The organism is Paenibacillus kribbensis (assembly GCF_001705305.1).
In the GTDB taxonomy this organism is placed as follows: Bacteria; Bacillota; Bacilli; order Paenibacillales; family Paenibacillaceae; genus Paenibacillus; species Paenibacillus kribbensis_B.
Window position 1 is genome coordinate 71807 of sequence record NZ_MCBP01000011.1, and the last position, 22655, is coordinate 94461.

A 22655-nucleotide genomic window follows, 5' to 3' on the forward strand; every position below is an offset into this window, starting at 1 on the left:
GATAGGTGCCGAGGTGAGGAATTTGAACGAATACATTATTGAAACGAACGGTCTCAGCAAAATATACAAAGGCCGTGCTGCGGTTAATCAACTGGACCTGAAAATAGGCCGTGGAGATATTTATGGCTTTCTCGGTCCGAACGGAGCGGGGAAAACGACAACGATCCGAATGCTGCTTGGACTCATTCGTCCAACCCGGGGAACGATCCACATATTTGAACAGGATATTCGCAGACATAAGCTCGATATTTTGCGCAAAGTTGGCTCGTTGGTAGAGTATCCTTCGTATTACGGTCATTTGAACGCAATCGAAAATCTGGAGGCCATTCGCCGCATTTTGAATGTGCCCAAAGAGAACATTGCCGACGTATTGGAGGTCGTTCGACTGACCAAACACGCCAAACGCCCGGTCAAAGGCTACTCGCTGGGCATGAAGCAGAGACTTGGCATTGCAGCAGCACTGCTCGGGAATCCCGAAGTGCTTATTCTGGATGAGCCTACGAATGGTTTGGACCCGGAGGGCATTCAGGAAATGCGCGAATTGATTCAGATGATGCCCGAGAAACGGGGGATCACTGTACTGGTATCCAGCCATCTGCTGAGCGAGGTGGAGCAGATGGCGAATACCGTCGGCATTATCCGTGAAGGCGAATTGGTCTTCCAAAATACGATTCACAATCTCCGTCAGGAATCCGCAGGGGGAATTCGTATCGTCGTATCGGAGCCGGAGGCAGCTCAACTCATTGCACGTGAGCAAGGCTACCATTCGGTAAAGGACGGAGCAGCACTGGATTTTGAAAATATGAACGATGCGGCTGTTGCATTGCTGGTCAGAAGATTGGTCGAAAACACGCATGCCGTGTATCGTGTGGAGGAACGCCGCAAATCGCTGGAGGATATGTTCATGCAAGTGGTGGGCAAAGGAGGGGGCTCCCTATGATGCTGCGGGCGCTGACGGCGGATCTGCTCAAAGCACGCAGAAAGGGAATCTGGTTCCTGGTATTCCTCGGCCCTCTTGGGCTGGTGGCCATGCAGGGACTGAACTTCGGACTCCGCTATGACTATCTGATTCCGCGATACAAGGGTCATTTGTGGGAATCCTTGATGGATAACATTGCTCTTTTCGTCCCCCTTGCGCTGGTGCTAGGAGCCACCATGGTCTCTTCCATGCTGGCGAATGTGGAGCATTCGTCTAATTCCTGGAAGCAGCTACTGGCCTTGCCTATTTCAAAATTCAGTGTCTATATGGCGAAGCTGACGCTGGCCATCGGCATGCTGTGTGTGTCCTGTCTGCTCCTGACGGCTGGAACGTGGGGGCTGGGAATGCTTCTCGGCTTCGGAGGAGAGCCTGCGCCAATAGGCGAATTACTGCGGCTCGGGTTTTGGCCCTTGGGTGGTACACTGCCTATGCTCGTACTGCTGTTGTGGCTAACGGTCACGTTCCATAATCAGGCGCTGCCTGTAACACTGGGCATTACGCTGGGCATCGGCAGCCTGTTTGCTTCACAGCTGTCCGAATGGTTTCCGCCGGCTTGGCCGCAATTCGCATGGGCTGCGCCTCAAGCGTGGATATTCGCGTCCATCGGCTGCGGAACGGGTGTACTTCTCAGCCTGCTGACAGCGGCTCATTTTAGCCGAAAGGATGTGGCGTAATGCTCGGAGGATATGTACGGCTGCTTTCTGTCGAACGGTTGAAAATGGCTAAATCGCCCGTCTGGCTGCTTGCGCTCGTCAGCCCGGCGATTGCCGTCCTGATTGGATTGCTGGCGAACCCGGGAGGGAACTGGCTGCTGCTGTTGACTGCCATGCTTACAGTACATGCGCTGCTGCTCATGCCGATGCTCACAGCCGTGTTTGCATCCCTGATCTGCCGATTCGAGCATGGGGGCGGCGGTTGGAAGCAATTGATGTCATTGCCATTGTCCCGCACCAGTCTGTACGCGGCCAAGCTGACGATTATTATGGCCTTGGTCGGATTGACCCAGCTATTGTTCGGGGGAGCGCTGCTGGGTGTTGGAGCTGTGCAGGGTATGAACGGACCGATTCCTTGGGAAGTGATCGTCCAAAGTCTGCTCGCAGGCTGGGTTGCCTGTCTGCCGCTAGCTGCGTTGCAGTTGATGGTGTCCTTCCTGTGGTCCAGCTTTGCCGCACCGCTTGCATTGAATTTCGTCTTTACCGTGCCGAATATTCTGATCGCCAACTCCCAGACCTACGGCCCATATTATCCGTGGGTGCAGCCTTTGCTGGCGATGATGCCGAGCGGAAAAGACAACTTCGGGGCGTTCATGGTGCCAACCGATACGCTGATTACGGTTGTCCTGGGTAGCTTTGTTGTGTTTTTGTTTGCGGGTCTGACGGTGTTTCGTTATAAAGAGATTTAGAGTGAGAATATAGGAGGTTAGCTTGCTGGTACATGGGGCTCACCTCCATCTGTTCGAATATTTCATCTTCCAGGGACATCTCAGAATTGGAATATAGAGCTGATTCAGCTTCTGATTCGTGAAGTGATCCTAAATGAAGCATAAGTAATCAGGGCATACATAATACCGTATATCGCCCATGCGTCCAAGTTGGATTTGAAGGTGGCTATACTTGTTGTTATAAACAGGAGAGGAAGTAAAAGAGCGATCCCTACAGCTAGCAGAACCCTCGAATGAAAAAACGAACAAATAACCCCGATTATAATAGCAATTAACGGGCAAATGAGCAGAGTGGGGACAAGGGGGTTCAGTTGGTTGAAAAATAAATATATCATAATAATCCCTCGCTTTGAAGAGAATGTGGTGACTTGGTAGCTAGTTTGTCCCCACCGGATTGAAATGAGAACACTATACCTCAATCCGGCGTAATGCAGGTCTTTACACCAAGCCCGGCATGGCACGAATATTATTGCTAATGAGACGGCAGGAGGCGTCGAACTTGGCTTGTTCTTCAGGGCTTAGCTCCAACTCGATGATTTCCTGAATTCCTCCGCTGCCGATGATTGCCGGAACGCCCGTGCAGACATCGCTGTGCCCGTACTCGCCGTCCAATACGGCAGAAACCGCTATAATTTTACCGTCATCATTCAAAATGGAACGGGTAATGTAGGCCAGCGCATTGGCTATACCAAAATAAGTAGCGCCCTTGCGAGTGAAAATTTCCCAGCCTGCATCCTTCGTTTTCCGGGCAATGTCCTCCAGATCCACGTGGCTGAATCGCTCTTTATGCTGACGCAAAATGTGCAAGAGCGGCTTTCCGCCAATCGTGACGTGTGACCAGGCGACGAATTGGGAATCGCCATGTTCGCCAAGGGCATAGCCCTGTACGCTGCGGGGATCGATGGAAAATACTTCAGAAAGCAGCGTCTTGAGGCGGGATGAGTCAATAGAGGTGCCTGTGCCGATCACCTTGCTGCGCGGCAGACCGGAAATACTCTGCACCAGATAGGTCACTATGTCGACAGGATTAGCTGCAATGACGAAGATACCGTCGAAACCACTCTCCATAATGGCTGTTACAATCTCCCGAGTGATAATCACTGCGTCATCCAATACCGACAGGCGGTCGTGTTGCCCCTGCTTCGGATTGGCCCCTGCTGTTATAATCACAACATCCATATCTGTGCAATCTGCATACGTTCCCGCATGTACCTTAGTACGTGTGGACGTAAAATCCATACAATGAGATAGATCGAGGGCATGTGCCAAGGCTCGGTCATATGTGCGGTCAATCATCATGATTTCGTCACAAATGGACTGATTGACCATTGAGTAGGCACAGCTCGAACCGACCATTCCCGCGCCGACAATCGCTACTTTCCTTGCCTTTCCCTTCATTTATGTTTCCTCCTCGTTCCAGTGAACGTTAATATGCTACAAATTATGTCTGAAATCCATTTTACGTTACATAACATAACATATTGATGATCTTTTGAAAATATCCATTGTTTTACCTTTATACTGAAAAATTAAAAAGAAACTGTAAATAGAGCTGCTTTTTTGAGATGAATTGCAGCAAAATCGTGAATTTATCGACATTTTCACTGGAATGGAGGATGACATGGTTCAATCTCATTTTAAGGGAACATCGATATGGACTAAAAAATACATTATATCAATGGAAGGAATAGTGTCATCGAGACACTGGAAATATGACATTTATGTGACGTTTCGAAAAAGTTCTAAAGGTGCATAGATCAGAAGCATTTCCGCGTGTCGTTTCTTGCATTTTTTTATAATCTTCGGTTATGACAAAGGTTCCTAGCAGTCCGCAATATTAGAAGTTTTCTGCCAAAGGGTTTCCATTTGGTTCCGCGAATTGTATATATACAAGCTTATTTCTTTCCATACCATCCGGGGAGGTAATGATCAATGGAAGAAAGCAGATCGACGACGGAAGCGGCCAGACAGTTGAAAATCGGGGCAAGTACCCTTCGTAAATATGCGGCAGCGCTGGAGGAGCAGGGCTATGTGTTTCAGCGTTCCGCGAACCAGTCGAGAATGTTCAATCCAGAAGATGTAGAGTGCCTAAGGGGGATGCGAAAAGCGCTGCGTGAAGATCATATGACGATGGATCAGGCAGTACAGGTGGTGCTTGAGAGGGTGACCGCACCATTCCCAATCGAGGATGAAGAATTCCGTTTGCCGCCCGTCTCGGATGCGGAATCATTGGCTGCAACCTGGGAGGAGATAATGGCGGCGGCTGAGGGCAGGAAGGCGTCTGTGGTACAGGCGCAAGCCGTTGCTACTCTGGAGTCGGCAGGCATACAGGATGAAATCAATGTACAGGAACTTTCAGAAGAAACGGTGCAGCTACAGTTGCAGGAGCCCATAGAGCCGCAAGGACTGACGCAGATGCAGGATATGGTGCAAAGTGCTTTGCTGGAGATGCGAAATCGTTTGGAAGAGCTGGAAGCGGAGCATAGCCGTTTGGTGGAAAAAAATATTAGCCTTTCTAACCAACTGGAGGATCAAAAACGCTGGATGAAAGAACGGGCTGACGAGGAGCGGGATCGACAGCTAATTACCAATTTGCGTACCTATCAGGGCAGGCAGCGCAAATCGCGCAATTCGCTGCTATCCTGGCTCGGGTTGGCGCCACGCAGACGCAGAGAGGCATAACCTTCATTTTTCTGATAGGCCATCAGACCTTCCCGGCTCTGATGGTCTTTATTGTGATGGTATAATGGTGGAACACAAGAACAAAAGAATAAGAGAACAAGTCGCATGGAAAGAGAAAGAGATTGGCTGCGGCATGTAAAGGAAAGGGCAGAAAGATGTTTGCTTGGTTGCGAAACACTTATCAATCATGGATCGATTATCCGAAACAGCCTGGCGATATACTAAGCGGACGGTATCGTATTCTTTCACTGCTGGGCATGGGCAGCTATGGTCTGACCTACCTCTGTCAGGATGGGCAGAGTGGGCAGGAGGTAGCGGTCAAGCTGCCCAGACCGAGCAAGCGGGCGAAGGCAGTTCAGCTGCTGCAGCGTGAGGCCGATATCATGCAGCAGATGGACCATCCCTATATCCCGAAGCTGCTCGAAAGGGTAAAGCATCCGAACGGAATGTACCTGGTTATGGAATATATCCCGGGCAGGACGCTGGAGGAGCTTATATTTGAAGAGGAGCGTTCTTTTACAGAACGGGAATGTATCGTCTACATGCTGGAGCTGATGGAAAGGGTTAAGCATGTGCATGAACGGGGCTATATCCATCGGGATATCCGCATCCCGAATGTGCTTTATCGAGCAGGGAAACTGTACTTGATCGACTTTGGTCTTGCGCTGGCGGTAGGAGAGCGACAGGAGGATGTATTCACCGAAGCCATGCTGGACAAGCGCGCGCCTGAGCGGCAGGACGTCGCTGTCTATAGCGATTTGTATGATGTCGGTCACTTGATGCTTTTTATGCTGTATAGCAGCTACGAGCCGCAACCGGATCAACCACCGGGAAGCTGGCAGGAGGAATTGAAGCTCAGTCCACCAGTTCGTCATATGCTGGAGCGGCTTTTTCAGATGGGTCCACGGTATGAACATAGCCGACAATTTATACTGGAGCTGGAGGAAGCATTGCAGCAGATGGATGTTAATTCATAATAATAGTCCATAAAGATAGCCAGACATTCACCGTAAAAATAGGGGAATGCCCCTTACTCATTTGACCCGATCTACATACAATGATCCTGTAAATGAGCGAAAGGAGTGTTGTAAATGAGTCATATGTATGGATTAGGTGGTATGGGTTGTGGCATGGGAGCCTGGACCTCTATGGGAGCAATTCTGGTGCTGTTTATTTTGCTGGTAATCATTTCCAAAACCATGTTTCTGTAATTTCGGTCATAGCCGATTTCCTGTAAAATGCACAGATGTTGCCCTGCATAAGGAGGGTGTATAACAATAAAGCGAAGCTCCTTGATGAGAAGGATCTTCGCTTTATTAGGATTGAAGGAGCTATGGTTCCTTCTTGTGTTCCGATATACTCCACGCAATATCCTGTTGCCGCTTCCTGTTCCTGTTTCTTGTTCTTGTTACTCGGCTAGGAACTGGAGTAATGACGGCGTTTGTCCTTGTAATATCGGTGTCCGTTATGACTATTTTTGTAGCCGTCTGATGAAGAATGGCGTTTACGGTCGTAATAACGATCTGAGCTGCTGTATCGCCGCTTATGAGAATGAGAGGTGGAATGTAGCAGGCGGTGCAGCATTTTTTTGAGCATCGTCTAATCCTCCTTCGTATCCTGTCCAACTGATTATTTTATATCATTAGCTGACATAGACAGGTTCTTATGAAACGGTAATACGCAACCATGCTGTAACAGGTTCCATTAATTTGAGGTTTGTAGGGACTTGGTCTGAAACTCCGCAATATCCTTGAACTCTTCTTCAAATTTACGCGAGATGCGGATATAAATCGGCAGTAAATCGCGGTAAATATCCACATGGGCTGCCACAGGCTTATGCTGGTGAGTGGTGCCGATCATACCGGATACTGCATCCAGCGAGTCAATCCGTCCGAGGGCGTACAAGCCCAGAATAGCTGCGCCCAGACAGGAGCTTTCCAGACTTTCGGGGATGATGACCTCCTGATCGAAAATATCCGCCATGAGCTGACGCCACAGCTCCGAGCGTGCGAATCCGCCAGTGGCGTGAATGACTGACGGTCTGCCGATGACCTCTTCCATAGCGAGCATGACCGTGTACAGGTTGAACAGCACGCCCTCCAGTGCGGCGCGAATCATATGCTCTTTTTTATGGCGCAGGGACAGGCCGAAGAAAGAGCCGCGTGCATTCGGGTCCCACAGAGGTGCGCGTTCGCCGGATAAATACGGAAGGAAAAGCAGACCGTCCGAGCCGGGACGCACCTGTTCCGCGATTTGGGTCAGCACATGATACGGATCGATTCCCAAGCGTTTGGCCGTTTCCACCTCGGAGGCTGCAAATTCATCCCGTATCCAGCGGAACACAATCCCGCCGTTATTCACCGGGCCGCCGATCACCCACAGCTTTTCGGTCAACGCATAACAGAAAAAGCGTCCCTTGGCATCGGTCAGCGGCTGATCGACCACGGTACGGATGGCTCCACTGGTACCGATGGTGACCGCGACAACTCCCGGCTTGATTGCATTCACGCCGAGGTTGGACAAGACCCCATCACTGGCCCCGATAACAAAAGGAGTCGTTTCCAGCAGGCCCATGTCATGGGCGTAGTTCTTATTCAGCCCTTGTAGCACATGAGTCGTTGGCACCAGCTCGGACAGCTGTTCTTTCGTTACACCTGCAATGCGCAGTGCTTCCTCGTCCCAATCCAGCTGCTGCAAATTCATGAGACCTGTCGCGGAGGCAATCGAATGATCGACAACATATTGATGGAATAGCCGGGCAAATACATATTCTTTAATCGAAATGAATTTGTACGTCTGAGCCGCCACATCCGGTAAATCCCGTGTAATCCACATCAGCTTCGTCAGCGGTGACATGGGATGAACGGGCGTCCCGGTGCGTAAGTAAATGTCGTGTCCGTTGTATTTATGCTTGAGCGCTTCAGCCCATTTGACGCTGCGGTTGTCTGCCCAGGTGATGGAGGCGGTCAACGGCTTGCCGTTCTTGTCCACCGCCAGTACGCTGTGCATGGCCGAACTGAAGGAGACGAAGAGCACATGCTCGGCTGGCACTCCGCTTTGCTTCATGACCTCTTGCACCGTGGTTACAACGGCTTTAAAAATATCTTCCGGGTCCTGTTCCGCCGCATCGGGCTCAGGTGTATGCAGTGGATAGCCTACATGATGCTGGGCGGCAATATTGCCGTTTTCCTCGAAAAGCACTGCCTTGGTACTGGTCGTACCGATATCGACGCCGATCATGTATCGGGTGTCTGTCATAGTCAATCTCCCCTTCACTTACCGTTATTACCTCTTTATCGTTAAATTAACACACTCAGCAGCATAATCAAACCGAAAGCGACCATGGAGAGAATGGTTTCCATAACGGTCCATGATTTTAAAGTCTGCGGAACGGACATGTTGAAAAATACAGTAGCGTGCTGCCCAGTCCTTTGGTAATTTATTCATTCATATGCAGTTGTATGTATACTTGTCGACAACTTCAATTGGAAAAAGAACCGCGCTTGCTGAAAACGCGTAAAGCGCGGTGCATCGGCTCTTTGTCACGCATGTACAGACTAGGACCGTGTCTTGTGATAGGGAGACAGTACGCTATCGTTAACCGCGTTGCGGGTGTCTCGATAATGATCCTCAATAAACTCGAATAAATCCTGCGCATCACCCTGATTTAAAGCGTTCGCAAAGGTGCGATGTTTGTGAATCGTAACTTGGGATTCTTCAATGTTGGACGCAAAGCGTTGTTCTGTGGCAGCCAGCATGACCGTCAGGATCAGCTGTCTCATTCCATTCCAGGTATGAAGAATGCGGGTATGGCCTGCCTCCTGAACCAAGGCTTCATGGAAATTAAAGTCCTGAAGTGAAAATTCAGCGACATCCCTGTGCTTGAGAGCGACTTCCATTTTGTCGATCATCCGGTTTAAAGTGGTCACCAATCCGGTATTATCGCTATGTATGTACCTTTGTACAACAAAATGCTCAATCAGCTTTCTTACGTCGAACAGCTCCTCCATATCAGCGGGGGTCATGCCGATGACAATCGCTCCCATGCGCTCCAGACGGAGAAGCCCTTCACCGGCAAGCACCTTCAAGGCTTCGCGTACAGGAGAACGACTTGTGCCAAAATCGGCAGCAATCTGGTTCTCAGACAGCACGGTGCCTGGGAGCTGTATGCCGCGTATAATCTGGAGCCGGAGTTCACAAGCAATCCTTTCCCCAAGTGACGCACCTTGTAACCAGGTTGTTGGATATTTCATAGGATACTCCTATCTTGGAAATGATTTTTCATACTAGTATACAAGTCATGGGTATTATATACCCAATTTAAGATGCTTGTAAACGGTATCAATGGACATCGGTTCCATTTCGCAGCTTTTAGCGTTACAATAGAAGCAGCAAAAGGAAGTAGTGAAAAGTGGAACGAACACGGAAAAGAAGGAGACCGTTTAATGATTATCATTAAAACCAAAGAACAAATTGAAAATATGAAAAAAGCTGGCGAGATTTTGGCTGCTTGTCACCGGGAAATTGCCAAAATGATCAAGCCAGGTATTACAACACTGGAGATTGATGCCTTTGCGGAATCATTCATGAAAAAGCATGGTGCAACACCGGAGCAAAAGGGCTATAACGGCTACCAGTTTGCAACTTGCGGATCACCTAACGATGTGATTTGCCATGGCTTTCCGAACAAGACACCGTTGAAGGACGGAGATATCGTAACCATCGATATGGTTGTGAACCTGAACGGCTGGCTGGCGGATTCTGCTTGGTCGTATGCAGTGGGTAACGTATCTGAGCAGGCGCAAAAGCTGCTGGACGTCACCAAAGAATCTCTGTACAAAGGGATCGAGCAGGCCGTTATAGGTAACCGGATCGGGGACATTTCCCATGCGATTCAAACTTATGCAGAAGCAGAAGGCTTCTCGGTCGTACGCGAATTTATTGGGCATGGCATCGGGGAAGAAATGCATGAGCAACCACAGGTTCCGCATTACGGACCTCCACACCGCGGGCCGCGTCTGAAAGAAGGCATGGTCATTACGATTGAGCCGATGCTCAACACAGGCACATACCGCAGTAAAATTGATGCGGACGGCTGGACTGCACGTACGCTGGACGGCGGCTTGTCGGCGCAATACGAGCACACGCTGGCCATTACAGCGGACGGCCCGATCATTTTGACCCAGCAATAAGAAGAGATATCATCCGGGCAGCGTACAGATGAATGGCTTGAACGAGCTGGTCATATTACAGAGAGGAGGCTGTCCACAGGACAGTCTCTTTTATCATAGGCCTGCGTATTCTAGGGTATCTTTTGCCCAACTAAACCAAAAGACCAAAAAGGCACGGCTCCTGCTGGGAGAACGTGTCTTCTTGGTCTATACAGCAACATGCCTTGATGCATGTATGTTCCTGTTGGTCAGATGCGGATTTCCTTCTCGTCCGAAGCAAACTCACGATATTGAAAATACATACGCAGCCGCCAGTGCAGCAAGGTTCCGAAGGCTAATATGAAAAATAGCCCTGCTGTCTGCGGAATGGTAATGTAATGCTGAATAAACTCATGCAGCAGCAGTCGGATGATCAGCAGGCTGATCAGGATAAAAAAGAAGGCCCGCGAGCGTTGTACGTAAACCTTCCCTTCTTGAAGCTCAAACTTGGTACTGCGGATCAGCGGGTAGGAAAAAATGAACCAGCCTATCAGAAAAGCGCCAAGTGCCCAAAGCCAGGGAACCCGTATCTCCGGCACGACAAACATCATAAAGCCGGTGCTCATGCCGAGTGGAGGGATGATGATCTTTTTGGCGTTAATAGGACGGTGACCTGTCTTCATGCGGATAAAAATAGCCGAAATAGCGATTAGGATCATGCCGAAGGTCGCGCCATATTGGAGAAATGGGGTGCTGATATGAAACATGAACTGGGCCCCCTCTATAAGGAATGTAAGCGTTATTGGACAGACTGCAAACCGCTATCATTATAACACATATGTAATGGATATATTTAGTCACAGTCTTTCCTCCGGCAAGCGGATTATACGCCTCAAGGTGGTGCCTGGCCCTATAATCGGGTCACTATCATGTTTATGCAGGATTCTTGGCTTGTACCTCTCCCTGAGCTGATTTTTTTTCCTGGCGCATGATATAACCCATCGCTGCAATAATAAGGATAAAGGCAATGAGTGCGAGAAAAGGAATGGTGATAAAATCAAACCAGTTCAGGTAATCCTGTTCACAGGATACTCTGCCGCAGGAGGTTGAGGCTTGCGTAGCTGCTTTGGCGGCTGCATGGATGCGCTGAATCGTAAAATGATAGGCCGAAATGGCACCTCCAATGATAGCCAGCGGCATGACATAACGGCGTATTCCCGTATCTCCCCTAAAATAAGCGATCCCGAGCAAAAGCGTCAGGGGATACATCAGAATGCGCTGAAACCAGCACAGCTTACAAGGCTCGTATCCCAAAATCTCACTGAGATACAGACTGCCCAAGGTGGCCACACAAGCTACGATCCAGGCGGCAAACAAAGCAACATCCGTTTTTTTAAACGATCCAATCATTGTAGCACTCCTTTTTCATTCAAATAAGAACCAATAAACTCATCGTGTCTTGTCCGATCGGCGGGCATCTACCGATATGAATGTCTTACTCGTATTCTACTGTATTTTGAGTGCAGGGTCATCATACTTAAATATATTGACATCATTCACTATCATTTTTATAATTGCAGTAGTTTGGGAAGTTAATGAGGATTCAAGTTAGATATATATTATAAAAACATTAGGAGTGTGCCCACAATGTCGAGCATCCAAAAAAACGAAACACTTTCTGTTATTAGTGAAAGACACGCGGTGAAAAGCTATGTGAAGGATTTTAAATTGCCGGAGGGAGATCTGGAAGCTATTTTGACAGCTGCTATTGAAGCGCCTTCTGCGTGGAACCTTCAGCACTGGAAATTCCTCGTGATCGAAAGCGAAGCGGACAAGCAAAAATTGCTGCCTATCGCCTATAACCAAGGTCAAGTCGCGGAAAGCTCCGTAACGATTGCCGTGTTGGGCGATTTGGAAGCAAACCGTAACACAGTCATTTATGATCAAGCGGTAGAAGCAGGCACATTGCCAGCAGAAATTCGTGATGCCTTGGTGGGTCAAATCAACGGGGCATACCAAAATCCGCAAGTGGCTCGCGATGCGGCGATTCTGAACTCATCTTTGGCGGCGCAAAACATTATGCTGGCTGCTAAATCTTTGGGGTACGATACTTGCGCTATGGGCGGCTTTATTCCTGCACAACTGATCGAGCAATTCAACATTCCTGCACGTTACCTGCCAGTCATGCTTATTAGTGTAGGCAAGGCACAAGTGCCAGCACGTCCATCAGGACGTTTTCCACTGTCCGAAGTTGTTGTAAAAGGCAGCTTCTAAGAATCCTTTCTAAATCAAAAGGGTGTTCCTGCAACCGTCGTGGTTGGGGAACACCTTTTTTATGTTGGGTTTTGCTGTTGTCAGCATGCTATTGTTTAGTCCGAACGCTTGGACACGAGGTATACCATCTCCAGCGTCAGAATCGGCAAAAAGACAGAAGCAGGATAGGCCAGATAACGTGGCTCCCATTGCGGCTTGAACTTATCCTTAAAGCGTCGAAGCCCCTGAAAGCCGTAAAATTGTCCCCCGTATTGAAACACGAGTCTGGCCAGCTTTTCCTCGCGCAGTGCCTTTTCACTTTGTCCTACCTGAGACAGTGGTGCCATGCCGAGATTAAATGTCGTATACCCGTTCTCCTTGGCCCATTCAATGACCCGTGTGAATAAATAATCCATCGTGCCATTCGGCGTGTCAGGCAAGTGTCGCATCAGGTCAATGGAAACCGTCTGTTCACGATCATAGGCAGGGGCCATTGTAGCAAAGGCGATGACCTTTCCTTCGGGGTCCTTTAACAGTGCAATTGGTGCTAGCTGAAGATAAGGTTCTTTGAACCAGCCGAGTGAATACCCCTTTTCCTTGCGTCCGTCCAGCCAGATGTTAGAAATATGACGCAGTTCCTCAATGAGTGACGCCTCTAAAGGCGGCTGAATCATTTCGAACGAGTAGCCCTCGCGGTCAAAGCGGTTTTTGGCGCTGCGCAGCGTCTGGTTGCTTTTGCCTGTCAGTGTAAAGGACTCCAGTGGCACCAGCGCTTCCTCGCCCAGCTTGAAAAAGCGATAACCGTTCTCGTGATAGATGGACAAATACTCCGGTGATGCCTGATAAAATACAGCCGTCAACGCATACCGGTCTGCGAATCGCTGGAATTCCTGAATCGCTTCACTCACACGCTCTTTTGGACCAAGCGGGTCGCCCAATACAATCAGTTTGTCCCGGCTGCGAGCATAAGGAATCACGACTTGTTCGTTCCTGGTCCAATACAGATACTTATCACCGAGAAAAAGCATATGAGAAACGAGATTGCCGCCCTGCCGATCCAAAAACTCTTTTAGCTTATCCAGCTCCTGTACGTCGGGCAGATTGCCAATTCCGCGTTGCGGTCTGAGGAAGAAATACACCGTCAGGAACACCCATGCCAAAATCAAACTGAACACGGCAGTAACCCCATAATCGCTGCGGTTCATAAAAAAATCCAGATGAACCTTGGCATGCAGATGGCGCATAAACGGAGTATTGGAGCCTGCTCCAATCATAAAATAAGCTCCGGTCACAAGGAGAGATAACCCGCCCCATATTAAAATGTTGTGACGATTCAGCGGCGCACTGACCCGGTAAAACCGTGAACGCGAGATCCACAGCATTAACGCCACGAACAGCAGGAACAAGGCTTCTTCAAAATCCAGACCCTTGATAAAGGTAAAAATAGCGCCCGCCAGCAGCAGTATCAGCGTCAATCGCAATGCTCTGCGAATACGCAGAGATATCCCATGGGACAGGACGACAAGCATAATCCCGATGATAACCGAGATTTCATGCGATAAGCGCATGACAGGCAGACTGAGCAAATGCTCGGCAAAACGGAGCCGATATAACAGGCCGGGCGTAGCCGCAGACAAAAGAAGCACAACGCCTGAGATGAGTACCAGCTTGCCAAGCGCCCATACCCCCAGATCGGCCAAAAACCGGAACTGACCAGGCCAGCCCCATACCTTCTGCCAGGCATTAAGGGAGTAATCCCAGCCTGTCTCAGCCAGCTGGCTCAAGCGCTCGTTGCGCGGAATTATCTCCAGCGCGGCCAAGACCAGGCCGATCAGCCACGGAATGATGAAATAAAAGACGCGAAAGACCAATAGCACAGCCAGGGCCCGATCCGGATTGGCGCCCGCCAATTGCAGTCCGAGCAGGGCAATGATGTCGAAAGCACCGACCCCTCCGGGTGCAAGACTGATGAGTCCGGCAATCGCAGCAATGACATAAATGCCGAACACGGCACTGATTGGCAGCTCATGAAGCAAGTATGAGCCGATCCATGCAAAGGTAAGACCGGCCATCAGCCATTCCAGCAGCGAAGCGCCAATGGAGGCGGAGATCGTGGGCCAGGAGAGCCGGCCTTCTCCCTTATTGAACCATTTGGCGTAACGCTTGGATCGTTGAAGGATCAGAAACAGCGGCAGGTACAACGCCATTCCCCATAGCGCCCAATGAAGCCACGGATGAGCATCCAGTACGGGCTGTACCGGATACAGATGGATAATGGCTCCCCAAGCCAGTAAAGACAATCCTGTAATGACGATAGGCGAAAGGAATACGACCGCAGAGGTGATGACACCCAGCGGCACGCCGCTTTTTTTGTACAGCACGGTGCGGAGTCCCGCGCCTGTAAAGCCTGCAAAGCCAAAGACATTATTGAAGGTATTGGAGATCCAGGCGTACCGAAATGTCGTTCCAGGCTTGACCTGAAGCTTGAAATGATGCCTGATCACGTAATCGTATGCGCTCATGGCCGCCACCGCTGCCAGTGAGAACAAGCCGATTTCGATGAGGAACGCGGCATCCATTCGCCGCAGCTCATGAAGCATACGTGCCAGATTGAAGCTTTTCAGCTCACGTCCAGCCTCCCATATAATAAAAGCCAGTACAGCCAGCGGTAGCAAAATACGTGTCATTCGCTGCCTGTAGATGGTTATTAAGAACTGTACGATTTTAAAGGATTGGATTGGTTTGTGATTTGGATTCATCGATTCACCTGCCTGAAAAATAATGAAATTTACCCTACTATATATTATACCTGTATTTACCGCTTGAATAACAACAGAAGGGTTACGAAAATGGATTTCAGATTGATCGCTGTAAATAATTCCAATATAATGATGAAATACCTAGTAAATTGCTTGGCAATGGAGCTGAACTGGACATGAGTATATGGGATCGCAATCTTTTTATACGTCGATTGGAGCTGTTGTTGCCTCCAGATGCTGACAGGAGCCAATACCCTTTTAACTTAAAGGCTCTTCACCAGTGGAATGAACTCAATTTCCATCCTTCCGTTACTTATATTGTTGGAGAAAACGGCGTAGGTAAATCGACGCTTATGGAGGCAATCGCAGTCGCCTGGGGATTTAATGCAGAGGGTGGCACCAAAAATTTTAATTTTTCTACACAGGCCACACACTCCTCACTACATGAGTATATCCGGCTGGTGAGAGGGATAGATAAGCCGAAGGATGGCTTCTTTTTCCGGGCGGAGAGCTACTATAACGTGGCGACTCATATTGACGAGCTGGATCGAGAAGGAAGAGGTCGACCCATTCGAGAGTCCTACGGGGGGAAGTCGCTGCATGAGCAGTCGCATGGCGAGTCTTTCTTTGCTGCATTTGTGCATCGGTTTGGCGGACACGGGCTGTATATTCTGGATGAGCCGGAGGCTGCGTTATCGCCTTTGCGTCAGATGGCCATGCTTGCACGGATTCACGAACTCGTACAGCAGGGCTCACAGTTTATCATTTCTACGCATTCCCCGATTTTGATGGCCTACCCTGACTCTGTTCTGTATCATCTGACACATGAAGGAATCGACACCCGGACGCTGGAGGAAACCGATCATTTCGTCATCATGAAGCAATTTCTGAACAACAAGGAAAAGATGCTGCATGAGCTATTCGAGAATCCCCTTTAAGGAACGGGGGGGGGAGAGGGACAGCCTTGTAATCAGGGTTGTTCCTTTTTGCTGTCCTGCCAAAGGAAAGATTCAGGGTTAACGGAAGTATTTTATGATTGTTATTTGTCTCTTGCTCTATTAATATAGTTTTGTTGATGAAATAGCTGCAAAATAAGATTTTCGTATGCGAAATAAAGAAGCTGAGGAGGACAAAACGCAACATGTCAGATTCACAACAGTTGAAAATGGGACCGCTGGTCATTTTGATGATTAATATGTTTATTGCCATGCTGGGAATTGGGCTTATCATCCCGATCCTTCCCAAATTTATGAGTTCCTTGGGAGGTAGTGGTGAAACGGGAGGCTACCTGGTTGCCGTATTTGGCTTGACCCAGTTTCTGTTTTCACCGTTAGCTGGGGAATGGTCCGATAAATACGGACGTAAAAAAATGATTATTATCGGTTTGGTAATCATGACGGTGTCTTCTGTATTATTTGCTATTGGACACTCGTTGACGATGCTGTATATTTCCCGTTTGCTGGGAGGCGCGGGGGCTGCCTTTATGATTCCTCCGATGATGGCTTATATTGCCGACATTACAACGGTACACAATCGCGGCAGAGGAATGGGCTTGCTGGGCGCGGCCATGTCACTTGGCTTTGTTATCGGCCCTGGTGTGGGTGGCTTTTTGGCGCATACCTCGATGCGCACGCCCTTATATGTTTCGGCCGGCGTATCGGCCGTGGCTGCGCTGATCTCTTTGATTTTGTTGCCCGAAACCTTGTCGTTGGAGAAGCAGTTGAAATTTCGGAATATTAAGGTCAAACGCGATAATGTGATTAAACAGTTTGCCCTTTCTTTCCGCAAGCCTTACTTTATGCTGCTGATTATGATTTTTACGTTAACCTTTGGACTGACGCATTTTGAAACGATGTTTCCTTTCTTTGTAACGGGCAAGTTTCACTATAATGAGGGTGATATTGCCACCATCATTACGGTAGGCGCATTGGTCGGAACCGTGATTCAGGCTGTGGTCATCAGTCCGCTGTTGAATCGTTTTGGTGAAAAAAGTGTTATTATAGGCTCCTTTCTGTTTTCTGCGATTTCTCTTGTGCTTATGCTGCTCTCCGGTAACTTCTATTATGTACTCGGGGTTTCCCTTATCTTCTTTACCGCTACGTCGCTACTGCGACCAGCCATTAATACCGCTTTATCCAAAATGGCGGGAGATGAGCAGGGCATTGCAGCCGGGATGAACAATGCCTATATGAGTATCGGTAATATTCTGGGACCTGCGCTGGCGGGTACGTTGTTCAAGGTGCATATCAATTTGCCGTACATTTTCGGGGCAGCCATTCTCATTCTTAGCTTGGGGCTGGCTGTAAAATGGAACAGCAGAGGTACGCAAACCACAGCGGTGTAGTATTATTGAAAAACAGGATGTTTCTTGAACGAAACGTCCTGTTTTTTTGATTTGTGTCCTTAAAGATCATTCAGGTGTTGATGCCTGCATAAATACAATATCATAAGTCGCTGCAACACCTTCCGGCGTACTGAACCGATTTTCATACTCTTTATACAGGCTGGTGAACAGACGTCGCGATCCGAGACTGTGGGGAATAACGGCATCTGAAGTGCTAGCTCCCAGCGCTTTTACCGATAATAAAAAATCCCTTGGTGAAGCGTATTCTTCCGTTAACAGCTTACATTTATATTGAATATTGGAGAAACCAGCTGTTGTTAGTGAATCTTTCCATTGATTTGCAGATTCAAACGTGAGTCCGTGCCTCTGGGGCACCATACCTTTAGCATGGTAAACTTCTTCAAAAGCTGTATGCAGCTCATGGAAGGTATCAGGCCCGAAGGTCGCGAATGCAAGTATCCCTCCGGGGCGAAGCAGTCGGTAAAGGTAATTCAGTGTTTGCTGCGGCTGGTTCAACCATTGGAAACAAGCGCTGGAAACGATGAGATCGAACGAAGAGGCAGGAGTGTTAGCCGCCCACTTTTCGACATCGGCAAGCAAAAAGCGAATATCAGATGAAGGCCTATCGTTCGAGCCTGCAGGGTTTGCAGTACTCAGCACACGCTGTTCAGCGGCCAGAAGCATTGCAGGTGCAATATCCAGCGCAGTAATAGACGAGTGCGGCCATCTGTTCACCAAAATTTCAGTTAGAATACCGGTGCCACATCCGATCTCAAGCATGCTGAGTTCGTTGGAGTCATCAGCATTGGTCTGTTGCATAAGAAATTCTGCAAGCATGTCCGCCATGGTGCGCTGCACATGGGCATGCGTATCATACAACCCTGCCGCGCTGCGGTTAAATTGCCGTGCAATAGCTGCTTTTCTACTGATCATGCCACCAACTCCTAATTGATTCAGCCATAGGTGCCTCCCTTCCCAAAAACGGAGCATGTCCGCTATCGGGTATGGTTAGTAGTTTTGCCTGAGGCAATTGCATGAGCAACTCCTCTGCCGCCTCGTAAGGACAAATCTGATCTTCGGTACCGTGTATAAGAAGAACCGGACAATGAATGGTCGGAAGTCGAGAGAGGCACTCCACATGACGGAGGGTTTCAAGCCCCGCGATGAGTGCCGGAGTTGTCCAGTTGCCTATGAGGGAACGATGATTCCTGAGATCCGACGCTGTTTCCAAGTCCGTAAACATCATCTGGCTGAATTTGCTCTCTATAGCCTGCCGATCTCTTTGGAGTCCAGTGATCATCTGCCTGACATAGGCATCTGCCCAGCCGCGATTCTGTTGTTCTTTAGGTCGTGTAAACCTGGCTGTTGCTGAAAAAAGTACAAGTCCATCTGCCATTTTCTGATCCGCGAGTTTCAATGCCAATAACCCGCCTAGTGACCAGCCTCCTATCAGAAAAGGACCAGAGCCTGAGGAAAGCAGACCTTTCGCTGCCGTTTCGGTCAAATGCAGTATCTCTTCGGAGGAAGCGGCAGCGCTGTAATCTACAGAAATATGATGAAAATCAGGGAGAAGCCCGCGAAGCCGATCAAAGACCTTATTTGACATACTCCACCCGGTCATCCACAGGATGGTGCCCCCTAATTGTGACCGCATGATTCCAAAACCCCCAGTTGAAGTCCTAGCCTGCAAATTTTCGTAACGGCATCTGTTAGCTCCTCCAGAGAATGTGCAGCCGATAAAGAGAAGCGAATTCGCGCAGTACCCTCGGGTACTGTTGGAGGACGAATGGCTATCGCCGCAATACCTTCGTTTTCCAGAGCACTGCTAAATTGCAGAGCCTTATGATTATGGCCCAGGATCAAGGGCACAATTGCAGAATCTCCGTTACTGATGTTAAAACCCGCTTCACATAATGAGGAACGAAAAAATTTGCTTGCCGCGAACAGCCGCTCACGACGCCAGTGTTCTGTTTGTATCAGCTCCAATGCTTGGGCAGCCCCCGCTATAAGAGAAGGGGGGAGTGCCGTAGAATAGATAAGCGGCCTCGCCTTATTCATCAGCCATCTGATGAGTGTCTCACTCCCACAAACATAAGCTCCGTAGATGCCAAACGATTTGCTGAGCGTTCCCATATGAATATCCACATCATTTTTTACTCCGAGTGCAAAGGTCAATCCTTCGCCACGTGGACCATAAACCCCTCCGCTGTGTGCCTCGTCCACCATCAGCAGGGCATTGAACTCCCGTTTGAGCGCAATAAGGTCGTGTAAGCGCGCCTGATCACCATCCATGGAAAAGACTGCGTCCGAAACGATTAGCTTCCGTCGTTTATCACAGAACTTATGCAATAAGGCACGCAAATGCTCCATATCGTTATGGCGATACCGTGCATGCTCGGCGCGGCTCAGAATAACGCCGTCGACGATGCTGGCATGGTTGAGCTGGTCACTAAATACCACATCGCCGCGGCCCACGAGCGCGCTAATGACACCAACATTGGCTGTATACCCGTTTGCGAAGACAAGTGCCGCATCACAGTTTTGCCATGCTGCCAACGCTTTTTCAAGCTGTGCATAGGGCTGCCGATTGCCGGTTACAAGCCTGGAGGCACCAGCGCCGGCTCCTTCCTTGAGGAGTGCATCACGCATCGCTTCAATAATGGCAGGATGCTGGGCAAGCCCCAGATAGTCATTCGAGGACAAGTCGAGTAGTGCTCGTCCGCTTTGCATCACATAACCAGGATTTTCGGGGATAGGGACATGGGTACGCAAGCGGCGTTCCATTGATGCGTGGTCTAATGCCTCAAGTTCTTTTTTCATCCAAAGGATGATCATCACCACCTTGTAATGACAATGCTTGCCTGATCGGCCCTAGTTGAATGGTTCTTCGAACAGAATGGATAAGCATCTCGGGATTAGCCTCGTCATTAGCCACGTCATATAAGTATGGAAAATGTCCAAGGACCTTCAGGCCGCCGCTGTAGCGTTCGATGAGTTCTGTATTTGTCACGGCACTTGGATCATCCAGGGCGTCAATACATTCGCTGTTGTTCATAATGATGCCTACAATCGGGATTCCGCGCTGCTGTAAGAAGGAAATGGTCAAAAGTGTATGATTGATTGTACCCAGACCGGATCTGGCCACGATCAGAACGGGTACGTGAAGCATGGAAATCAAGTCAATCACCAGCGCGTCATCGGTCAGCGGTACAGCGACCCCGCCCGCCCCTTCAATAAGCAGTGCTTGATAGCGCCCGATAAGTGGTTCTCCTGCGGCGATAATCTCCTTAAGACTGAGCGTCACACCAGCCAGCTTGGCGGCAAGCATTGGGGTCAGAGGTGCTTCGAACGTAAAAGGTGCTACAGCCTCGGGGCGTTCACAGATGCCTGTGCTTTGCAGCAGACGTTCGGCATCCGTTGCTCCGCTGCCAAGAAGGCCGCCGGACTGAACAGGCTTCCAGACACCTGTATTCAGACCTTCTGCACGCAGCGCAGCGGCAAGAGCCGATGTCACAATGGTCTTCCCAACGCTGGTATCCGTACCGGTTATAAACATTCCCCGTAATGTGCTCATATCGTTAATCCATTTTCGGTGACGTCCACAATGGATGCTGTCAAAATATCTGTCATAGCATTCAACTCATCCTCAGTACTGGCAAGAGGAGGGATAAATACGACAACATTGCCAAGCGGTCTTGTAAGCATTCCAAGACTTTTTGCACGCTCGGCAGTGCGAACGCCGATCCGATCTTCCCAGTCGTATGGCTCGCGTGAAGTCTTATCACGTACGAGTTCGATTCCGATCATCAGGCCCTTTTGCCGAATATCACCGACATGTGGCCGTTCTTTTAGTGCCATAAGCTTTTGCTCGACCAATGAGGCCTTTGCCTTTACTCCTGTTAGCATATCTTGCTCCTCGATTCGTCTTAGACTGGCCAAAGCAACGGCACAGCCAAGTGGGTTTCCAGTAAAGGAATGTCCGTGGAAAAATGTTTTTTGCTCTTGATAATCGGCATAGAAGGCATCGTATATCTCGTCAGTCGCAAGTGTCGCGGCGACGGGCAAGTAGCCGCCAGTGAGTCCTTTGCCGACAACCATCAAATCAGGCGAAACGCCTTCCAGATCGCAGGCAAACATGGCTCCTGTACGACCGAAGCCTGTTGCGACTTCGTCCGCGATGAGAAGTACGTTGTGTTTACGGCAAAGCAAGGCCATTTCCCGCAAACAGCCTGGCGGCATGATGATCATTCCTGCCGCTCCCTGCACGATCGGCTCCACCATAAGAGCTGCAATTTCATTCCCACGAGTCTCAAGCAAACTGCGTAAAGCGGTTAAAGTAGACTCCATTGCACCCGCTGCGCCGCCTTTGTGGCGGTAAGCATAAGGATAAGGAATGACCTCTGTGGGAAACAACATCGGTCGGAACACATCATGATACAGGGGAATCGCGCCGACGCTGACTGCCCCGATTGTATCTCCATGGTACGCTTGGTTCATCGTAATAAATGTCTTTTTCTCATGTACTCCGCGGTTGTGCCAGTATTGAAACGCCATTTTGATTGCGATTTCGACACCGGTTGCTCCTGAATCGGAGTAAAACACTTTGTTTAAACCCTCGGGGGTGATTTTCACCAGCTTCTCCGCCAATTCAATGGCAGGTATATTCGCCATTCCAAGCAGGGTAGAATGGGCGACCCGCTCTAACTGATCCGTGATTGCCTGATTCAGTTCCGGTACGTTGTGACCGTGTACATTAAGCCAAACAGACGAGAATCCGTCATAATATGACCGGCCCTGGATGTCATACAGTTTGACACCTTGACCACGCTCAATAATAAGAGGGTCCAACTTGTTGTAATCTTTCATTTGAGTAAAGGGAAGCCATAAGTGCGCCTTATTCATGGCGGCGAGACGTTCATAATGCGTAATGATCACCATCCTTCGCCAATCTAGTATTTTAATTGTCAACCAAAACGAATTTAATAAGGTTGACAATTAACTTTAACAATATAACAAAACAAAAAGTTTGTGTAAAGAGAATCAAAGT

General features: G+C 49.1%; 22 protein-coding genes and 1 pseudogene. 10 read left to right on the plus strand and 13 right to left on the minus strand.

Annotation, left to right across the window (positions count from 1 at the left end):
• Window positions 1-22 precede the first annotated feature (22 nt).
• From BAZ21_RS18975 to BAZ21_RS18985, 3 genes are read left to right on the plus strand one after another with little or no spacing between them, the layout of a single operon-like run.
• Entirely contained in the window at window positions 23-940 is a 918-nt protein-coding gene (locus BAZ21_RS18975; RefSeq protein WP_068504054.1) for an ABC transporter ATP-binding protein, read from the plus strand.
• Window positions 937-1653 (plus strand): ABC transporter permease, encoded by a 717-nt coding sequence (locus BAZ21_RS18980; RefSeq protein ID WP_068504056.1) that lies wholly within the window; start codon window positions 937-939, stop codon window positions 1651-1653. The genes BAZ21_RS18975 and BAZ21_RS18980 overlap by 4 nt, the downstream gene beginning before the upstream one ends.
• Complete coding sequence (locus tag BAZ21_RS18985) at window positions 1653-2381, plus strand: ABC transporter permease (protein WP_068504058.1); 729 nt, start codon at window positions 1653-1655, stop codon at window positions 2379-2381. The genes BAZ21_RS18980 and BAZ21_RS18985 overlap by 1 nt, the downstream gene beginning before the upstream one ends.
• 477 nt (window positions 2382-2858) lie before the next feature.
• Here BAZ21_RS18985 and BAZ21_RS18990 read toward each other — a convergent pair whose 3' ends face one another.
• On the minus strand, window positions 2859-3818 hold the full coding sequence (locus BAZ21_RS18990) for an L-lactate dehydrogenase (protein ID WP_068504060.1): 960 nt from the start codon (window positions 3816-3818) through the stop codon (window positions 2859-2861).
• Window positions 3819-4352: 534 nt separating this feature from the next.
• Between BAZ21_RS18990 and BAZ21_RS18995 the strand changes: the two genes are divergently transcribed.
• From BAZ21_RS18995 to BAZ21_RS29405, 3 genes are all read left to right on the plus strand, one after another.
• Window positions 4353-5102, plus strand: a complete 750-nt coding sequence (locus BAZ21_RS18995; RefSeq protein WP_068504062.1) for a MerR family transcriptional regulator — start codon at window positions 4353-4355, stop codon at window positions 5100-5102.
• 155 nt (window positions 5103-5257) lie between these two features.
• Window positions 5258-6079 (plus strand): serine/threonine protein kinase, encoded by an 822-nt coding sequence (locus BAZ21_RS19000; protein ID WP_068504335.1) that lies wholly within the window; start codon window positions 5258-5260, stop codon window positions 6077-6079.
• 114 nt (window positions 6080-6193) lie between these two features.
• A complete protein-coding gene (locus tag BAZ21_RS29405; RefSeq protein ID WP_218061431.1) occupies window positions 6194-6313 on the plus strand; it encodes a YjcZ family sporulation protein in 120 nt (39 codons plus the stop codon).
• Between the two features lie 205 nt (window positions 6314-6518).
• Here the strand turns inward: BAZ21_RS29405 and BAZ21_RS19005 are convergent, their stop codons facing one another.
• The 4 genes and pseudogenes from BAZ21_RS19005 to BAZ21_RS19015 form a co-directional block, all read right to left on the minus strand.
• Window positions 6519-6698, minus strand: a complete 180-nt coding sequence (locus BAZ21_RS19005; RefSeq protein WP_068504064.1) for a hypothetical protein — start codon at window positions 6696-6698, stop codon at window positions 6519-6521.
• A gap of 108 nt (window positions 6699-6806) precedes the next feature.
• A complete protein-coding gene (gene gntK / locus BAZ21_RS19010) occupies window positions 6807-8360 on the minus strand; it encodes a gluconokinase (protein ID WP_068504066.1) in 1554 nt (517 codons plus the stop codon).
• Between the two features lie 41 nt (window positions 8361-8401).
• Window positions 8402-8509 (minus strand): annotated as a pseudogene (locus BAZ21_RS28070) (GntT/GntP/DsdX family permease); the annotation flags it as partial.
• A 150-nt stretch (window positions 8510-8659) separates the two neighbouring features.
• Window positions 8660-9355 carry a GntR family transcriptional regulator gene (locus tag BAZ21_RS19015; protein WP_068504068.1) on the minus strand — a complete coding sequence of 232 codons (696 nt, stop codon included), beginning with the start codon at window positions 9353-9355 and terminating at the stop codon, window positions 8660-8662.
• A gap of 192 nt (window positions 9356-9547) precedes the next feature.
• Here BAZ21_RS19015 and map point away from each other — a divergent pair, with 192 nt between their 5' ends.
• The gene (map, locus tag BAZ21_RS19020; RefSeq protein WP_007428495.1) at window positions 9548-10294 is read left to right on the plus strand and encodes a type I methionyl aminopeptidase; all 747 of its coding nucleotides are present in this window, start codon (window positions 9548-9550) and stop codon (window positions 10292-10294) included.
• A 227-nt stretch (window positions 10295-10521) separates the two neighbouring features.
• Here the strand turns inward: map and BAZ21_RS19025 are convergent, their stop codons facing one another.
• Window positions 10522-11019 (minus strand): CcdC family protein, encoded by a 498-nt coding sequence (locus BAZ21_RS19025; protein ID WP_068504070.1) that lies wholly within the window; start codon window positions 11017-11019, stop codon window positions 10522-10524.
• Window positions 11020-11185: 166 nt separating this feature from the next.
• Entirely contained in the window at window positions 11186-11662 is a 477-nt protein-coding gene (locus BAZ21_RS19030; RefSeq protein ID WP_068504072.1) for a disulfide oxidoreductase, read from the minus strand.
• Between the two features lie 237 nt (window positions 11663-11899).
• Here BAZ21_RS19030 and BAZ21_RS19035 point away from each other — a divergent pair, with 237 nt between their 5' ends.
• Window positions 11900-12526, plus strand: a complete 627-nt coding sequence (locus tag BAZ21_RS19035; protein WP_068504074.1) for a nitroreductase family protein — start codon at window positions 11900-11902, stop codon at window positions 12524-12526.
• A 95-nt stretch (window positions 12527-12621) separates the two neighbouring features.
• Here the strand turns inward: BAZ21_RS19035 and mprF are convergent, their stop codons facing one another.
• On the minus strand, window positions 12622-15264 hold the full coding sequence (mprF, locus tag BAZ21_RS19040) for a bifunctional lysylphosphatidylglycerol flippase/synthetase MprF (RefSeq protein WP_068504076.1): 2643 nt from the start codon (window positions 15262-15264) through the stop codon (window positions 12622-12624).
• Between the two features lie 176 nt (window positions 15265-15440).
• Here mprF and BAZ21_RS19045 point away from each other — a divergent pair, with 176 nt between their 5' ends.
• Both BAZ21_RS19045 and BAZ21_RS19050 read left to right on the plus strand, forming a co-directional pair.
• Window positions 15441-16202, plus strand: coding sequence for an AAA family ATPase (locus BAZ21_RS19045; protein WP_068504078.1), 762 nt, complete (start codon window positions 15441-15443; stop codon window positions 16200-16202).
• A 203-nt stretch (window positions 16203-16405) separates the two neighbouring features.
• Window positions 16406-17608: an MFS transporter gene (locus tag BAZ21_RS19050; protein ID WP_068504080.1), complete on the plus strand. Its 1203-nt coding sequence runs from the start codon at window positions 16406-16408 to the stop codon at window positions 17606-17608.
• 66 nt (window positions 17609-17674) lie between these two features.
• Here the strand turns inward: BAZ21_RS19050 and bioC are convergent, their stop codons facing one another.
• From bioC to bioA, 5 genes are read right to left on the minus strand one after another with little or no spacing between them, the layout of a single operon-like run.
• Window positions 17675-18541, minus strand: a complete 867-nt coding sequence (bioC, locus tag BAZ21_RS19055; protein ID WP_068504082.1) for a malonyl-ACP O-methyltransferase BioC — start codon at window positions 18539-18541, stop codon at window positions 17675-17677.
• On the minus strand, window positions 18531-19262 hold the full coding sequence (locus BAZ21_RS19060) for an alpha/beta fold hydrolase (RefSeq protein WP_068504086.1): 732 nt from the start codon (window positions 19260-19262) through the stop codon (window positions 18531-18533). Before BAZ21_RS19060 ends, bioC begins: the two co-directional genes overlap by 11 nt.
• Window positions 19247-20428, minus strand: a complete 1182-nt coding sequence (gene bioF, locus BAZ21_RS19065) for an 8-amino-7-oxononanoate synthase (protein WP_256021879.1) — start codon at window positions 20426-20428, stop codon at window positions 19247-19249. Before bioF ends, BAZ21_RS19060 begins: the two co-directional genes overlap by 16 nt.
• Complete coding sequence (bioD, locus tag BAZ21_RS19070; RefSeq protein WP_068504090.1) at window positions 20412-21182, minus strand: dethiobiotin synthase; 771 nt, start codon at window positions 21180-21182, stop codon at window positions 20412-20414. Before bioD ends, bioF begins: the two co-directional genes overlap by 17 nt.
• On the minus strand, window positions 21179-22546 hold the full coding sequence (gene bioA / locus BAZ21_RS19075) for an adenosylmethionine--8-amino-7-oxononanoate transaminase (RefSeq protein WP_068504092.1): 1368 nt from the start codon (window positions 22544-22546) through the stop codon (window positions 21179-21181). The genes bioD and bioA overlap by 4 nt, the downstream gene beginning before the upstream one ends.
• Window positions 22547-22655 lie beyond the last annotated feature (109 nt).

Excerpts from the sequence above, each read along its gene's own strand:
- bioC (WP_068504082.1), bottom strand. The coding sequence starts at position 18,541 with ATGATCAGTAGAAAAGCAGCTATTGCACGGCAATTTAACCGCAGCGCG.
- BAZ21_RS19015 (WP_068504068.1), bottom strand. The coding sequence starts at position 9,355 with ATGAAATATCCAACAACCTGGTTACAAGGTGCGTCACTTGGGGAAAGG.
- bioF (WP_256021879.1), bottom strand. The coding sequence starts at position 20,428 with ATGAAAAAAGAACTTGAGGCATTAGACCACGCATCAATGGAACGCCGC.
- BAZ21_RS19035 (WP_068504074.1), top strand. The coding sequence starts at position 11,900 with ATGTCGAGCATCCAAAAAAACGAAACACTTTCTGTTATTAGTGAAAGA.
- BAZ21_RS19025 (WP_068504070.1), bottom strand. The coding sequence starts at position 11,019 with ATGTTTCATATCAGCACCCCATTTCTCCAATATGGCGCGACCTTCGGC.
- gntK (WP_068504066.1), bottom strand. The coding sequence starts at position 8,360 with ATGACAGACACCCGATACATGATCGGCGTCGATATCGGTACGACCAGT.
- BAZ21_RS19005 (WP_068504064.1), bottom strand. The coding sequence starts at position 6,698 with ATGCTCAAAAAAATGCTGCACCGCCTGCTACATTCCACCTCTCATTCT.
- mprF (WP_068504076.1), bottom strand. The coding sequence starts at position 15,264 with ATGAATCCAAATCACAAACCAATCCAATCCTTTAAAATCGTACAGTTC.
- BAZ21_RS18980 (WP_068504056.1), top strand. The coding sequence starts at position 937 with ATGATGCTGCGGGCGCTGACGGCGGATCTGCTCAAAGCACGCAGAAAG.
- BAZ21_RS19060 (WP_068504086.1), bottom strand. The coding sequence starts at position 19,262 with ATGCGGTCACAATTAGGGGGCACCATCCTGTGGATGACCGGGTGGAGT.
- BAZ21_RS19045 (WP_068504078.1), top strand. The coding sequence starts at position 15,441 with ATGAGTATATGGGATCGCAATCTTTTTATACGTCGATTGGAGCTGTTG.
- BAZ21_RS19000 (WP_068504335.1), top strand. The coding sequence starts at position 5,258 with ATGTTTGCTTGGTTGCGAAACACTTATCAATCATGGATCGATTATCCG.
- map (WP_007428495.1), top strand. The coding sequence starts at position 9,548 with ATGATTATCATTAAAACCAAAGAACAAATTGAAAATATGAAAAAAGCT.
- BAZ21_RS18990 (WP_068504060.1), bottom strand. The coding sequence starts at position 3,818 with ATGAAGGGAAAGGCAAGGAAAGTAGCGATTGTCGGCGCGGGAATGGTC.
- bioA (WP_068504092.1), bottom strand. The coding sequence starts at position 22,546 with ATGGTGATCATTACGCATTATGAACGTCTCGCCGCCATGAATAAGGCG.
- BAZ21_RS18995 (WP_068504062.1), top strand. The coding sequence starts at position 4,353 with ATGGAAGAAAGCAGATCGACGACGGAAGCGGCCAGACAGTTGAAAATC.
- BAZ21_RS29405 (WP_218061431.1), top strand. The coding sequence starts at position 6,194 with ATGAGTCATATGTATGGATTAGGTGGTATGGGTTGTGGCATGGGAGCC.
- BAZ21_RS19050 (WP_068504080.1), top strand. The coding sequence starts at position 16,406 with ATGTCAGATTCACAACAGTTGAAAATGGGACCGCTGGTCATTTTGATG.
- BAZ21_RS19030 (WP_068504072.1), bottom strand. The coding sequence starts at position 11,662 with ATGATTGGATCGTTTAAAAAAACGGATGTTGCTTTGTTTGCCGCCTGG.
- bioD (WP_068504090.1), bottom strand. The coding sequence starts at position 21,182 with ATGAGCACATTACGGGGAATGTTTATAACCGGTACGGATACCAGCGTT.
- BAZ21_RS18985 (WP_068504058.1), top strand. The coding sequence starts at position 1,653 with ATGCTCGGAGGATATGTACGGCTGCTTTCTGTCGAACGGTTGAAAATG.